Source organism: Klebsiella sp. WP8-S18-ESBL-06 (assembly GCF_014169755.1).
Lineage (GTDB): Bacteria > Pseudomonadota > Gammaproteobacteria > Enterobacterales > Enterobacteriaceae > Kluyvera > Kluyvera ascorbata_B.
Window position 1 is genome coordinate 2815428 of the sequence record NZ_AP022256.1, and the last position, 13920, is coordinate 2829347.

Consider the following 13920-nt stretch of genomic DNA (forward strand, 5'->3'; position numbering starts at 1 on the left):
GCAGTGAGTGGGCGTAAGGCAAAAAAAACCCGGCATCTCTGCCGGGGTGAGGGAAGCAAAACGGGTTAAAACGATTGCCAGAAATTCTGCTCGCTGCTGCCCGCCACCGCAGGCTGTAGCGGTTGACCTACGATGGCCGGGCGTGGAGATGCAGCCTGCTGTTCGTCACCAACGCGGAAATTCTGCGTCCGCGACTGTAGCTCAATAACCTGACGTTTCAGAATATCCGACGATCTCGCCAGCTCTTCGACCACCGTAATATTGCTTTGCGTGACGGTCTCGAGCTCATTCAGCGCCAGGGTTATCTGGTCGATACCTTTTTCCTGCTCGGACGTCGACACCGCAATCTGCTCCATCAGACCGTTCAGCTCGCCAGAGCCGGTCACGATCTCCTGCATATTTTTCTCCGCCTCGGCGACAATACTTGCCCCCTGGGTGACGTTTTCGCTGGTGACATTGATCAAGGTCTTGATGCTCTTCGCCGCTTCCGCGCTGCGGTGCGCCAGATTACGCACTTCACCGGCCACCACCGAGAATCCTTTTCCGTGGTCGCCCGCCCTCGCCGCCTCAACCGCCGCGTTCAGCGCCAGAATATTGGTCTGGAAGGCAATACCGTCGATCATGGCGATAATTTCCGTCATCTGCCGGGCGCAGTCGGTAATAGACTGCATATTGGTCGCCACTTCCCCCATCAGCGCGCCGCCTTTGCGGGCGCACTGGGTTGCGTCACCCGCGCGCTCGCTGGCCAGCCGCGTATGCTCGGCGTTATTTTTGGTACTGGCGGCAATTTGTTCCATGCTCGCGGCGGTTTCCATCAGCGTGGCCGACTGCTGTTCCGTTTTTACCGACAGTTCGCCGCTGCGGGTCGCCAGCTGTTCAGACAACGTCATCGCCGTGTCTGATGAACTGCGTATTTCGGCGACCAGCGTCGAGATATTATTCGATAAGTTATTGATCCCCGGAATTAAGCGGCCTGCACAGTTATTGCCAAAGACCGGAATACGTACCGACAGGTTGCCATCATTGACTTCATCTATACTGCGTTTCACCGCATTGATAGGCGTGACCAGATATTTGGTCATATACAGCCACAGCAAGGCGATCGCTGCCACCCATATAATATTAATAGCCAAAAGCAAGAATATATTTTTAGACAATATAAGGCAGATCACATCCGCAATAAAAAATACCGCCAAAATAAACACCAGGATAAACGTTCGGACGCTAATGTTTTTAAACATAAATTCCCCTCAACGCTCGTTGTGTCATTTTGTTATATCACCAGAAGATGTATTTTCCAGACTCTTTTAAATATTTTCATCACTTTAACCGTTAGCTGTGCGAGTTTCACTTTTTTCAGCGCATTATCTCAACCAAAGCAAAACTTATTACCACACCCACCAGAAAATAGATTAACTCCATAGAAAGTAAGCATAATATAATGCCCGACGCTGTATTATTCACTGTCATTTCACCGAGTTTAAGCCCTGCTTAATTAATTTCTAAAGGTATCTAATCCGTGAAAAAAAACGGATTTTGATAGTTATTTTTCTGGATAAAATTCGGATTATGCTGATAGATTAAATAGAACCCACTTTATGAAAAGGTATGGATTGCATGATGCTGCACGCTTCGTGGGACCCGATACTGGTCGGTATTTCATTTTTGGTGGCATTCATCGCATCTTTCGTTGCGCTTGATAGTGCTGCAAAAATCGCTGCTTCAAATAAGAAAGCGGCTATCTTCTGGCGCATAACCGGTGGCGCCACGCTCGGCATTGGTATCTGGTCAATGCATTTTATCGGCATGCTGGCGATGAAAATGTCGATGCCCATGAGCTATCACCTGGGGCTTACGGTAATTTCGCTGCTGGCCGCGATTATTGCGTCATCGCTGGCCATTAATATTGCCGTTGCCGGTAACACGCTATCGCTTAAGCGGTTGTGCATTGCCACCGCGCTGCTGAGCAGCGGCGTCGTGACCATGCACTATGTGGGCATGGCGGCACTGATGGCTCACGATGAAATAACCTGGAGCATTCCGCTGATTATCGTCTCGGTGGTGATAGCCATTGTCGCCTCCTGCGTCGCCCTGTGGCTGGCGTTCAGCCTGCGACTGAACAGCAAAGGCGTCCTGCTGACGCGCATTGGTGCAGCGCTGGCGATGGGGATAGCGATTGCCGCCATGCACTATACCGGCATGAGCGCCGCCACCTTTACCGGGCATGGCCACATCATGGTAAGCCATACGGCGATGGTCAGCGAAGAAGGCCTGTCTATTTGGGTCTCCGTCACCACGCTGCTGCTGCTGGGGCTGATGCTGATGATTTCCATGGTCGACTCTCAGGTCCGCACCACGCGGCTTACCGAAAACCTGCAGCGTTTGAACCAGCAGCTTGAACAGCAGGCCCGCTACGATGGTCTGACTGGCCTTGCCAACCGCAGCCAGATCGATATGCGTCTGCTGGCCTGCCTGCACCAGGCTCGGCTGGCGGGCAGCACTTTTGCTCTGGTGCTGATGGATCTTGATCGTTTTAAACTGGTCAACGACGCCTGGGGGCATCACGTTGGGGATAATCTACTGGTCTCCGTTGCCAACCGTATGAGCGCCTGCCTGACGCCTAAAATGACCCTTGCCCGTATCGGCGGCGATGAATTTATTCTGCTGGCCCCCGACAGCACCGAAGCCGAGATTGCCGATATCTGTACGCGCATGGTCGAAAGCATCCGGCGGCCGTTTTATCACTCCGGGCAGATTCTGCAAATATCGCTGAGCGTCGGCATCAGCCTGTACCCGGGTCACGGCGAAACGCCGCAGGATTTGAAGCTTTCTGCCGATACAGCGATGTATCACGTGAAGCACAATGGTCGCAACGGCTGGGTGTTTTATCATGAGTCGATGCTCGACAGCACATGGCAAGGCGCGCACTTCTTGCAGGACCTGACTCAAGCGCTGGAGCGCGGTCAGTTTGAGTTGTGGTATCAGCCAAAATATCATGTCAAAGAAAAGCGCATTTACGGTTTTGAAGCGCTGCTGCGCTGGCGCCACCCGAAAAAAGGCATCCTGCTGCCGGAAGTGTTCCTCTCGACGCTGCAAAACACCGGGCTCATTGTGCCGGTGGGTAACTGGATCCTGGAACAAGCCAGCGCGCAGCTGCATAAATGGAGTCTTGCCGGGCACGATGACTGGACGCTGTCGATTAACATTTCCCCGGTGCAGTTTGAGCAGCAGAACTTCTATGAACTGGTTTGCGACACGCTGGTCCGCCATCGCGTCTCGCCAACGCGCTTAACGCTCGAACTCGCCGAAACCGCAGCGCTGCACGGATTTGATCGCAGCGTTCAGATCTTTCACGATTTCTGCCGTATCGGTATCACGATCTCAATTGATAACTTCGGCGTCGGTTATTCCAACATGCTGGCGCTGCAGGACCTCCCTGCCGGAGAGCTGAAAATTGATAGAAGCTTTATGAAAGACATGCGGGAAAACAGCAAACATATCAAAATCGTCTCCACGATTATCTCGATTGCGCATTCGATGAATATGGCCGTCGTGGCGGAGGGCGTAGAAACGCAGGAACAGCAGCGCATTCTCACCGGGCTGGGCTGCGATGCGCTACAGGGCTTCTGGTTCTCCGATCCGGTCCCGGCAGAAGATATTGAAGTGATGCTCAATAATCTCCCGCTCAGCGGCGAGCTGAATGCCCCCGCCGCGCTGCGCCGCGATATCTCCTCTTCCGCCGGGAAGAAAAAGCACGCCTGAACGCCGATGGCCGGCAGGTCTGGCCATCGGTTATGAATAAAATTCATTAAGCTTATCGAATTAGACCCTCTGATAAAATAAATCCACCCGCGCTATTCTCTGCTCACACAAGACAGCCCGCAGCACCCTCGCCCGGCGGGCCGCCGTTTCACGTATTGAGGAGCTTGATATGCAACAACGCACTCTTGGCCGTTCCGGCCTCACCATTTCCGCGCTTGGCCTAGGTTGCATGGGGCTGAGCCACGGCTATGGCCCGGCAACGAACACGCATGAAGCTATCGCATTAATTCGCGCTGCCGTCGAACGCGGCGTGACGTTCTTCGATACCGCCGAAGTTTATGGCCCTTATGTCAACGAAGACGTGGTCGGTGAGGCGCTGAAACCGTTTCGTGAACGTGTGGTCATTGCCACCAAGTTCGGATTCACATTCGGCAATGATAACAAACAACAGATCTTAAACAGTCGTCCGGAGCATATCCGCCAAGCGGTAGAAGGCTCGCTGCGCCGCCTGAAAACAGAGACCATCGACCTGCTTTATCAGCATCGCGTCGATCCGAATGTGCCGATTGAAGAGGTGGCGGGCGCAGTCAAAGACCTGATTGCCGAAGGTAAGGTGAAACACTTCGGCCTGTCTGAGGCCGGTGCACAAACCATTCGCCGCGCGCACGCCGTACAGCCGGTCGCGGCGTTACAGAGCGAATACTCTATGTGGTGGCGCGAGCCTGAAGAGGAAATCATTCCGTTACTGGAAGAGCTCGGAATCGGATTTGTGCCGTTCAGCCCGCTGGGAAAAGGTTTCCTGACCGGGGCGATTAACGCCAGCACCGCTTTTGGCAGCGACGATTTTCGCAGCCAGGTGCCCCGTTTTCAGGCCGATGCGCTGGCCGCTAACGCGCAGCTGATAACCGTACTGGGCGCGCTGGCCGCCGAACGTCAGGCGACGCCCGCGCAGATTGCGCTTGCCTGGCTGCTGGCGCAAAAACCGTGGATTGTGCCGATTCCCGGCACCACAAAACGGTACAGGCTGGAGGAAAACCTCGGCGCGGTGGATATCCAACTGACCGCCGATGAACGCCAGCAAATCACCCGGGCGCTGGACGCCGTGAAGATAGTCGGTGACCGTTACCCGGCGGCGCTTCAGGCACGCGTAGGGCGATAACCACGGCAGCCCGGAGACGATACTCTCGTCATGCCGGGCTATCTCAGCGCGCCCCGCGTTCGAGGTATGCCAGAGTAAATGTCTGATAATCGCGCGCATCCACCCGCTCTTCCACACCGTGACACCGTAACCGATTGGTCGATTCACCTAGCGAATGTCGCTCATATTTCTCCACCACTGAACACTCTTCCAGCCAACGTTTGCCCAGCGACACTTCATCCTCCCGGATCCCCGGCATCAATACCAACACCACCAGCAACGCAAACGCCGCGGCAGTAGAAAGCCAGGTGGTCAATAGCACGGAAATCGGGAAATTGAATTTTGCGAAAAGATAGCTTGCCAGCAACAGCAGCAAAAAAATGGCGAGCAACACTTTGCCAAAGATCATGATATCAGATGCATAGATCATCTCAGTTTGCCCGCAGCCAGAATGGGAAAATTGCTTGAGCAAGTATAGCAGCGGCGGCGGCAAATGGAGCGCTACGCAAGCAGCTATACTCCTTGCTGGCAGCGCGGTCTGCCGCACGTCATCATCATCGTCGCATCATCTGCATGAGGGTCGATTCTATGTCTGTCTTTCAGAATAAATCCGTACTGGTTTTAGGCGGCAGCCGCGGCATCGGCGCGGCCATCGTCAGGCGCTTTGCCGCCGAGGGCGCGGCGGTCACGTTCAGCTATGCTGGCTCACGAGAAGCCGCCGAACGGCTGGCGGCAGAAACGGGCAGCACTGCCGTAGTAGCGGATAGCGCTGACCGCGACGCGGTCATCAAACGGGTACACGATTGCGGTCCGCTGGATATTGTGGTGATTAACGCGGGTATCATTATTTTCGGTGATGCGTTAGAGCAAGACAGCGACGCCATCGACCGCCTGTTCCGGATTAACATCCATGCGCCCTATCATGCTGCGGTGGAAGCCGCCCGCCTCATGCCCGACGGCGGGCGGATTATTGTGATTGGTTCAGTCAATGGCGACCGAATGCCCCTTCCCGGCCTGGCCGCCTATGCGGTGAGTAAATCGGCGCTACAGGGGTTGGCTCGCGGGCTGGCGCGCGATTTTGGCCCGCGCGGTATCACGGTGAACGTGGTGCAGCCGGGGCCGATTGACACCGACGCCAATCCGGAATCCGGCCCGCTAAAAGAGCTGATGCACAGCTTTATGGCGCTGAAACGCCACGGACGCCCGGAAGAAGTCGCCGGGATGGTGGCCTGGCTCGCGGGGCCTGAAGCAGCATTTGTTACCGGTGCGATGCACACCATCGACGGCGCATTCGGTGCCTGACGCTGTCCTCGCCGTCTACCGCGCGGGCTCTCGTCATATCCGTGATGCAGCGCGCGGTTTGCGGTTCGCTATCCCTTCACCGCCAGGCTATATCTTAAACATCTTGATTTCTTGAGGGTAGATTATGGTTGGCAAGAAAATTCTCATGCTGGTTGGTGATTATGCGGAAGATTACGAAACCATGGTGCCATTTCAGGCGCTGCAGATGATTGGCCATCAGGTTGATGCGGTCTGTCCGGATAAGCCGAAAGGCGATTACATTATGACGGCGATCCACGATTTTGACGGTGCCCAAACCTACAGCGAAAAGCCCGGCCACCGCTTTGTGCTGAACGCCGATTTCGCCTCGGCAAACGCGCAGGATTATGACGCCCTGCTGATCCCCGGCGGACGTGCGCCCGAGTATCTGCGCCTCAATGAGCAGGTGATTAAGCTGGTGCAAGACTTCGATGCAGCCAACAAGCCGATTGCCGCCGTGTGCCACGGCCCACAGCTGCTGGCAGCCGCTGGCGTATTAAAGGGCCGTACCTGTAGCGCCTATCCCGCCTGCGCGCCGGAAGTCAGGCTTAGCGGCGGTCAGTATGCCGACATTGGTATCGATCAGGCGCACGTGGACGGCAATCTGGTGACGGCTCCTGCCTGGCCCGCGCACCCACAGTGGCTGGCCAGGTTCGCAGAGGTGTTGCAGCGGTAAGAGAAGAAAGACCGCTGGCGCAGTTCACTGCGCCAGCGAAGAGGTTAGTGCTTGATAATATACATCGTGCGCGTATAGGCCACGTCTTCCGGATTGGTGATCGGGTATCCTTTCACCCAAGGCTTAATTAAGCGCCCGTTGGTATACTGGTAAATCGGCGCAATCGGCGCTTTTTCCGCCAGAATTTTCTCGGCCATGTTGTAATCGGCGTTACGCGCCTCGGCGCTGCTCTCCAGGCTGGCCTGGCGAATCACCTTGTCATACGCCGCATCGTTAAAGCGTGCGATATTGCCGCTGTTGGTTGAGGTGAGCAACGACAAGAAAGTCGACGGCTCGTTGTAGTCTCCAACCCACGACGCGCGGATCACATCGAAGTTGCCGGTGTTGCGGCTGTCGATATAGGTTTTCCATTCCTGATTTTGCAGCTTCACGTCGACGCCCAGATTTTTCTTCCACATCGACGCCACGGCAATGGCAATCTTCTGGTGAACTTCCTGGGTGTTATACAGCAGCGTCAGCTTCAGCGGGCGATTCGGACCGTAGCCTGCGGCCTGTAGCAGCATTTTGGCCTGCGCGTTCAGCTCGGCCTGGCTACTCTCTTCCAGCGCCGACGGTTGCGGCTTAAAGCCTGCCGTGACATCCGGAGTAAAGCGCCACGCCGGTTTTTCACCGGTTCCCAGCACTTTATCGGCGATAATGCGCCGATCGATGCTCATGCTGAGCGCCAGACGCACGCGCGCATCGGCGGTCGGCCCCTTCTGGGTGTTAAAAGCGTAGTAGTAAGTTCCCAGCTGTGGGGGCGTAAAGACCTGGCCCGGCAGCTCTTTTTTCAGCTTCTGATACAGGTTTTTCGGGAAAGATTCAGTGATATCAATATCCCCGGCCTGATAGCGTTTAGTGGCGGCTGACTCCTGGTTAATCGGCATAAAGGTGACTTTCTGGATCACCGTTTTGCCGTTATCCCAGTAATGCTTATTCGGCACCAGCTCCAGCTTTTCGTTAACCACACGATCGGCCAGCACGTAGGCGCCGTTACCCACCAGTTTGCCCGGACGCGTCCAGTTTTTATCGCTGTCAACGGCGGCTTTATTGACCGGATAGAGCGAGAAGTTAGCGGTCAGGTTGACGAACCACGGCAGCGGTTTGTCGAGCTGCACGCGCAGCGTATGGGTATCAACCGCCGTCACGCCCAGCGTTTCAGGCTTCGCTTTACCATCGATGATGTCCTGCGCGTTCATGATCCCCGCCAGTGCGGCAAACCAGGCAAACGGCGAGGTGGTTTTCGGATCGACCAGACGCTGCCAGCTGTAAACGAAGTCCTGCGCGGTGACCGGCGTGCCGTCCGACCATTTCGCATCACTGCGCAGGGTAAAGGTCCAGGTTTTCTGATCGTTCGTTTGCCAGCGGGCAGCCACGCCAGGAATGATATTGCCGTTAGCATCCTGGTTAACCAGGCCTTCAAACAGATCGCGAATAACCTGAATTTCCGGCAGCCCGACGGCTTTTGCCGGATCTAATGAAGCGGGTTCATCTTTAATATGGCGAACCAGCTCCTGCTGCTTCGCCAGCGTCGTCCCGGCAGGCACTTCCGCCGCCACGGCGACAGTACTCAGACCCACTAACAGCGCAGCACAGCAGGTCAAGGTGAAAGGATACTTCATGACATCCCCTTAAAAGTAGATAAACCCACACAACATAATGAAAATATTATTTGTTTCACTTGCCATAATTGCAAACGCCATGTCGTAGAAAGTTGATTTACACCGTCAATTCATATGCAGGAAACTATTTGATTCACGGCGAATTTTGCACAACACTGCACAATATCCCCTTTAAGTATCAGGACTCACGCTATGTCTGCTACCCGCCCCCGCGCCCAGCGCGGCGCTTTCCCTCCTGGGACACAACACTATGGCCGCTCGCTGCTGGGCGCGCCGCTGATCTGGTTCCCTGCGCCGCTGGCCGGGCCGCAGAGTGGCTTAATCATCGCAGGCACCCACGGGGATGAAAATTCCTCGGTGGTCACGCTCTCCTGCGCTCTGCGCACCCTGTCGCCGGATCTGCGTCGGCATCACGTGGTGCTGGCAGTCAATCCGGACGGCTGCCAGCTCGGACTGCGCGCCAACGCCAACGGCGTGGATCTGAATCGCAATTTCCCAGCGGCAAACTGGAAGCAAGGGGAAACGGTATATCGCTGGAATAGCGCTGCGGAACAGCGCGACGTAGTATTGCTCACCGGCAGCCGCCCGGCCTCCGAGCCGGAAAGCCGCGCGCTGTGCCAGTTGATTCACCAGATTAGCCCCGCGTGGGTGGTATCGTTCCACGACCCGCTGGCCTGCATTGAAGACACCCGCGGCAGCGAGCTGGGGCATTGGCTGGCGGACGCCTTCACTCTGCCGATGGTCAGCAGCGTCGGCTACGAGACGCCCGGTTCATTCGGCAGCTGGTGCAACGATATCGGGCTGCACTGTATTACCGCCGAGTTCCCGCCCATCTCCTCAGACGAGGCCAGCGAGCGTTATCTGGCGGCGATGACCAGGCTGCTGCACTGGCAGCCGAAACCTCACAAATGAAGCTCACCGCAGGTAAAGCGTAGCGCCGGCTGCGCGTCGGCGGCGAGCCACGTGGGGCCGTCGAGATCGGCAAAACGTACCTGTGGTGCCAGCGGTAGCGCGGCGGCAATGGCCCGCGACGTGCAAAGCATACAGCCAAGCATCAGCGCAAAATTCTGCGCTTTTGCCTCGGCCGCCAGCGCCAGCGCTTCGGTCAACCCGCCGGTTTTATCGAGTTTGATATTCACCATCTCATAGCGCCCGTGCAGCATCGACAGATCTTCACGGGTATGGCAGCTTTCGTCAGCGCAGATCGGCAACGGGTGAATAAACGTCTCCAGCGCGTCATCTTCGCCCACCGGCAGCGGCTGCTCCAGCATGGCGACGCGCAGGTCCGCCAGCAGCTGGCAGCGTGCGGCCAGCCCCTCTCCGCGCCAGGACTCATTGGCATCGACAATCAGCGTCGCCTCCGGTACGGCTTCGCGAATCGCCACCATTCGCTCACAGATAAAATGATTGTCCAGCTTCACCTTCAGCAGCCTGGCGCCGCTGGCATACAGTGCCTTTGCGCTGGCAGCCATTTGTTCGGGCGTGCCGATCACCACCGTTTGCGCCGTCGTCACCGTGCCGGGCAGCGTGACGCCCAGCTGCTTGACGACGGAGCGACCGGCCAGTGCGCTCTCCAGATCCCACAACGCGCAGTCGACCGCATTGCGGGCGGCCCCGGCTGGCAGCAGTTGAGCAAGCTGTTCGCGGGTGATCCCGCGCTCCAGCTGCTCCCCGATGGTCATAATCTGCGCCATCACCGAGGCGATGCTCTCGCCATAGCGCGGGTACGGCGTGCACTCACCGACGCCCTTTACCCCATCCTGCTCCAGTTCAACCACCACCACTTTTGCTTCGCTGCGGCTGCCGCGGGCAATCACAAAAGGCGTATGCAGCGGCCAGGCCTCTTCAAACACGCGCAGGTTTCTCATTTTGGCTCCTTTTATTCAGGCGTAAATAGGGTTTGCCGTGTTAACGTCTGTTGTCATACACTAGGGTTGACGTTAACTATATGTAAACAGGAAGATAATCATGTCGCAAACCGTACATTTCCAGGGCAATCCCGTTGCTGTTCAAGGTTCTATCCCACAGGCGGGCGATAAAGCTCAACCGTTTACGCTGGTGGCAAAAGATCTGTCCGACGTCACCCTGGGCCAGTTCGCTGGCAAACGTAAAGTTCTGAACATTTTCCCGAGCATCGATACCGGCGTATGCGCGGCATCCGTGCGTAAATTCAACCAGCTGGCTGGCGAACTGGAGAACACCGTTGTTCTGTGCGTGTCCGCTGACCTGCCGTTCGCCCAGTCTCGCTTCTGCGGCGCAGAAGGCCTGAGCAACGTCGTGACGCTGTCTACTCTGCGTGCGCCGGAATTCCTGCAGACCTACGGCGTCGGCATTGCCGATGGCGCGCTGAAAGGCCTGGCCGCTCGCGCGGTTGTCGTGATTGATGAGAACGACAACGTGGTATACAGCGAACTGGTGAACGAAATCACCAACGAGCCGGACTACGACGCTGCGCTGGCAGCGCTGAAAGCGTAATATTCTTGTCCTGACCGCACTGCGGTCAGGACAATTTCTTATCCCTCAGCCTCTTAGACTATATGATTTGCGGTACTGGAGGGGGGTTTTTGCCATATATTTTCGAAAACTGGTGATAAACCAGGCATATTCCGTAAATCCCGAGCGCTTCCCCACTTCCCTGACCGACAGGGTTGTATGCACGAGCAGTTCACAGGCATGGCGGATCCGCCTCATGATCAAATATTCCTGCAACGTACCGCCCGTTTCGCGACGAAAGCGCCTCGATGCATGCCCCTCCGAACAGCCCGATGCGGCAGCCAGCGCCTCCAGCGAGCAGTGCTCCTGAAAGTGTTCTTCAATCCAGCGAATAATACTGGCGGAAAACGCATTCTGCTCTGAATGCAGCGCATTCTCCAGTTCCTGCCCGGGCAGAAAGCTAATCAGTTGCATCAGCAACAGCGCGCTATCATTGATTGTGACCAGGCCATCATGCCCCAGACCGTCGAAGCGCTCGAGCAGCATTTCAATCATTGGCTGAATAGCAGAAACATCGAAAATACGTATTTTCTCACCGTAACTGCTCAACTGGCGCAGCAGTATCTGCAGCCGGGGAAAGTCACGAAAGAAAGGTTCCAGCAGAGTGCTATTGAAATGTAGCGTCGTACGGTGATATTGATTGTTCGCCCCTTGTTCAACATAAATTTTATGCACTCGCCCAGGCGGAAAAATAAATAGCCGCCCGGGTTTCACCGTAAACTGCTGATGTTCGGCGACGGCAATGCCAATACCCCTCGTAATAAAAAGCATTTCAGGGCATTCATGAAAATGATAATAATCTGCTGATGTATTTTTCATTCGATTGAAATAGATGGCCGTTTCATCAATTTCAAGGGTTTCCAATAGGGTGGCATCTTTTCCATAGCCGCGCGATGTCGCCATAGAACCTCAGTTCAGAGAAAGTAAATTTATCCGGGCTTACGCCTGGCCGCCCGTTCGAGACGACAATAGAATTGTCTTCGTGCTGACCAGGTTAAACCCAGAGACCCATCACATTAAATCAATCAATTAATGTTCCAGCCTCCTGCGTCCGTCAATATGATGATCTTGCTCACCCGCATGGTCATATTCAAATAGCCGCAGAAGCCCTTAAGCGAGTGATATAAAATCATCGTAATATAAAAGGAGGTGATAAATAGATTGATGACGCGTCGTGTATTTTATCGCCCCGCCAGAGGCAATTTATTCATTGTATTGTACCTGCCAGCTAACGGTGAACTCCGTTCGTTCGGCGCACGCGAGGCTGCCAACGATTTCCTGCGCCAGCGGGCCGGTCGGGCTACGTAGCGTGGTCGCCCGACGCTGGATCTGCGTATACCCTTGCAACCGGACCAGCGTGCTTTCAGCATAAACCGCCGCGATCAGCTCAATGCGCAGCGATCTACCCGGCGGACAGGTAAAGGTATCCTCGCGCGTCACGCTCCCGGGCGCGATCAGAAAGCGCGTCCTGCAACCGAATTCGGCGTCGCGCAGCGGTTCTTGCACCACCTCACCAGCTTCGGCGACCACGTCCAGCCCGTCATATTCGATAATAATTTCCCATCCCCCGGCGGTCTTTTGCTGCCGAGTACCGCGAAACCAGACCAGCGGACGCAGCACGCGGCCGCGCTCATCATAAATACCGGGCACCCATAGCGGCGCATCGCCCTGCGCCACGCCGGTAAACAGCCCTTCACTGAACGGAATAGGGAAATAAGGCGACGTACCGTGGTAGGGGCGAGCACCGTTTATCAGCGGCAGCACAAAAGCACGCTGCCCGTCATACCACTGATACAGGCCGCGAGCATAGCGCGCTTCACGAAATGCGGTGAAGGTTAGCGCAAGCTGCGCCGGACGTGGCACTGACGCCGATGCGGCAGCTCTCGCGGACCAGACCTGCTGGACGTTCAGGTGCTGCACGCAAAGGCTAATATTCTCCCCGACCAGCCGATGCTCGGCACGATAGGCGTCGGTCTGACGGCCCTTAAACCACAAATTTACGCTCTGCTCATCCGGGTCATACCAGAAGCTCAGGAAGCGTTCGCTACAGGCTAGAGAAAACGCGCCTGCCGCCGCCAGTTCCTGCGCATTCAGCAACCCAAGACGCGCACTGACCGCCAGAATCTCATTAAAGGCACTGTCGCCATAGGCACCGATCGAACGTCCCCACTGGAAACCGCTACCATTATCGGTACACATCGACAGCACCAGCGTTGCCGCCTGGCGCAGCGACGCTTGTAACCAATCGGCGACCGGCAACCCGGTTTCGAGGTGGCGCTGGCAAATTTCCGCTACCAGCAGCACGCTGTAACGATCAAAGCGGCCATGCCCACGGGTTTCGTCACAACAGCCGTTCTCCGCGTGGGCGCGGTAATGCTCAAGGAGCCGCTGTAAGATTTCCTGCGATGCCCGTTCGCTTTCCCACCCCAGCAGGAACCTGAGCCGCGCCACGCTGAACGCAACGCCGTAGAAGTTAGTGGGAAAGCACGATTTCAGCTGCCACGTCGTCTCTTCGACCATCTCCTGCCAGTCTAGCTTACCACGCAGCACCGCGAGCTGCCCGGCGGTCAATACCTGTTCCAGCACCCTTTGTTGTTGCAGCCTCAGCAGCGCCTGGAGGAAATAATATTTGCCCCAGTTATCGCAAGGCGCACTCACCAGTTCAGGCCAAAGGCTTTCCCATTCCGCGCAACGCTCTGGAGACTGTTCAAGCAGCAGGCTCAACGCCAGCGCAAACTTCCCGCTAATGTAGGGATCCCCCGCTAATGTTAATGTCTGAGCAAAGCTTTGTTGTTTATTCAGCGTTCGGGTTACGGTGCTATTTATTATCTGGTAAAGTCGACTGATAATTCGCGCTCTTGTCATTTTCG

At 56.0% G+C, this 13920-nt stretch carries 12 protein-coding genes; 6 read left to right on the top strand and 6 right to left on the bottom strand.

Features of this window, described 5'->3' with window-relative positions; genetic code table 11:
* Positions 1 to 65: 65 nt before the first annotated feature.
* Complete coding sequence (locus H7R76_RS13510) at positions 66 to 1241, bottom strand: methyl-accepting chemotaxis protein (RefSeq protein WP_106928940.1); 1176 nt, start codon at positions 1239 to 1241, stop codon at positions 66 to 68.
* A gap of 376 nt (positions 1242 to 1617) precedes the next feature.
* Here H7R76_RS13510 and H7R76_RS13515 point away from each other — a divergent pair, with 376 nt between their 5' ends.
* Entirely contained in the window at positions 1618 to 3762 is a 2145-nt protein-coding gene (locus tag H7R76_RS13515) for a putative bifunctional diguanylate cyclase/phosphodiesterase (RefSeq protein WP_182965509.1), read from the top strand.
* A gap of 169 nt (positions 3763 to 3931) precedes the next feature.
* Positions 3932 to 4921 (top strand): aldo/keto reductase, encoded by a 990-nt coding sequence (locus H7R76_RS13520; protein ID WP_106928943.1) that lies wholly within the window; start codon positions 3932 to 3934, stop codon positions 4919 to 4921.
* Between the two features lie 43 nt (positions 4922 to 4964).
* On the opposite strand, the gene H7R76_RS13525 is transcribed toward H7R76_RS13520, so the two are convergent.
* A complete protein-coding gene (locus H7R76_RS13525) occupies positions 4965 to 5330 on the bottom strand; it encodes a hypothetical protein (RefSeq protein WP_182965511.1) in 366 nt (121 codons plus the stop codon).
* Between the two features lie 158 nt (positions 5331 to 5488).
* Between H7R76_RS13525 and bdcA the strand changes: the two genes are divergently transcribed.
* Positions 5489 to 6202 carry an SDR family oxidoreductase gene (bdcA, locus tag H7R76_RS13530; RefSeq protein WP_182965513.1) on the top strand — a complete coding sequence of 238 codons (714 nt, stop codon included), beginning with the start codon at positions 5489 to 5491 and terminating at the stop codon, positions 6200 to 6202.
* Positions 6203 to 6326: 124 nt separating this feature from the next.
* A complete protein-coding gene (locus tag H7R76_RS13535; protein ID WP_106928949.1) occupies positions 6327 to 6896 on the top strand; it encodes a DJ-1/PfpI family protein in 570 nt (189 codons plus the stop codon).
* 44 nt (positions 6897 to 6940) lie between these two features.
* On the opposite strand, the gene H7R76_RS13540 is transcribed toward H7R76_RS13535, so the two are convergent.
* Positions 6941 to 8557 (bottom strand): peptide ABC transporter substrate-binding protein, encoded by a 1617-nt coding sequence (locus H7R76_RS13540; RefSeq protein ID WP_106928951.1) that lies wholly within the window; start codon positions 8555 to 8557, stop codon positions 6941 to 6943.
* 192 nt (positions 8558 to 8749) lie between these two features.
* Here H7R76_RS13540 and mpaA point away from each other — a divergent pair, with 192 nt between their 5' ends.
* A complete protein-coding gene (gene mpaA / locus H7R76_RS13545) occupies positions 8750 to 9469 on the top strand; it encodes a murein tripeptide amidase MpaA (protein WP_182965515.1) in 720 nt (239 codons plus the stop codon).
* On the opposite strand, the gene ycjG is transcribed toward mpaA, so the two are convergent.
* Positions 9460 to 10425 carry an L-Ala-D/L-Glu epimerase gene (gene ycjG / locus H7R76_RS13550; protein WP_106928955.1) on the bottom strand — a complete coding sequence of 322 codons (966 nt, stop codon included), beginning with the start codon at positions 10423 to 10425 and terminating at the stop codon, positions 9460 to 9462. The two genes, mpaA and ycjG, sit on opposite strands and share 10 nt — an antisense overlap.
* 100 nt (positions 10426 to 10525) lie before the next feature.
* Between ycjG and tpx the strand changes: the two genes are divergently transcribed.
* Entirely contained in the window at positions 10526 to 11032 is a 507-nt protein-coding gene (tpx, locus tag H7R76_RS13555; RefSeq protein ID WP_106928957.1) for a thiol peroxidase, read from the top strand.
* 45 nt (positions 11033 to 11077) lie between these two features.
* Here tpx and H7R76_RS13560 read toward each other — a convergent pair whose 3' ends face one another.
* Positions 11078 to 11953, bottom strand: a complete 876-nt coding sequence (locus H7R76_RS13560; RefSeq protein ID WP_106928959.1) for an AraC family transcriptional regulator — start codon at positions 11951 to 11953, stop codon at positions 11078 to 11080.
* A gap of 300 nt (positions 11954 to 12253) precedes the next feature.
* A complete protein-coding gene (locus H7R76_RS13565) occupies positions 12254 to 13915 on the bottom strand; it encodes a hypothetical protein (RefSeq protein ID WP_182965517.1) in 1662 nt (553 codons plus the stop codon).
* Positions 13916 to 13920: the final 5 nt, after the last annotated feature.

Excerpts from the sequence above, each read along its gene's own strand:
- bdcA (WP_182965513.1), top strand. The coding sequence starts at position 5,489 with ATGTCTGTCTTTCAGAATAAATCCGTACTGGTTTTAGGCGGCAGCCGC.
- ycjG (WP_106928955.1), bottom strand. The coding sequence starts at position 10,425 with ATGAGAAACCTGCGCGTGTTTGAAGAGGCCTGGCCGCTGCATACGCCT.
- H7R76_RS13565 (WP_182965517.1), bottom strand. The coding sequence starts at position 13,915 with ATGACAAGAGCGCGAATTATCAGTCGACTTTACCAGATAATAAATAGC.
- H7R76_RS13525 (WP_182965511.1), bottom strand. The coding sequence starts at position 5,330 with ATGATCTATGCATCTGATATCATGATCTTTGGCAAAGTGTTGCTCGCC.
- H7R76_RS13540 (WP_106928951.1), bottom strand. The coding sequence starts at position 8,557 with ATGAAGTATCCTTTCACCTTGACCTGCTGTGCTGCGCTGTTAGTGGGT.
- H7R76_RS13510 (WP_106928940.1), bottom strand. The coding sequence starts at position 1,241 with ATGTTTAAAAACATTAGCGTCCGAACGTTTATCCTGGTGTTTATTTTG.
- mpaA (WP_182965515.1), top strand. The coding sequence starts at position 8,750 with ATGTCTGCTACCCGCCCCCGCGCCCAGCGCGGCGCTTTCCCTCCTGGG.
- H7R76_RS13515 (WP_182965509.1), top strand. The coding sequence starts at position 1,618 with ATGATGCTGCACGCTTCGTGGGACCCGATACTGGTCGGTATTTCATTT.
- H7R76_RS13535 (WP_106928949.1), top strand. The coding sequence starts at position 6,327 with ATGGTTGGCAAGAAAATTCTCATGCTGGTTGGTGATTATGCGGAAGAT.
- tpx (WP_106928957.1), top strand. The coding sequence starts at position 10,526 with ATGTCGCAAACCGTACATTTCCAGGGCAATCCCGTTGCTGTTCAAGGT.
- H7R76_RS13520 (WP_106928943.1), top strand. The coding sequence starts at position 3,932 with ATGCAACAACGCACTCTTGGCCGTTCCGGCCTCACCATTTCCGCGCTT.
- H7R76_RS13560 (WP_106928959.1), bottom strand. The coding sequence starts at position 11,953 with ATGGCGACATCGCGCGGCTATGGAAAAGATGCCACCCTATTGGAAACC.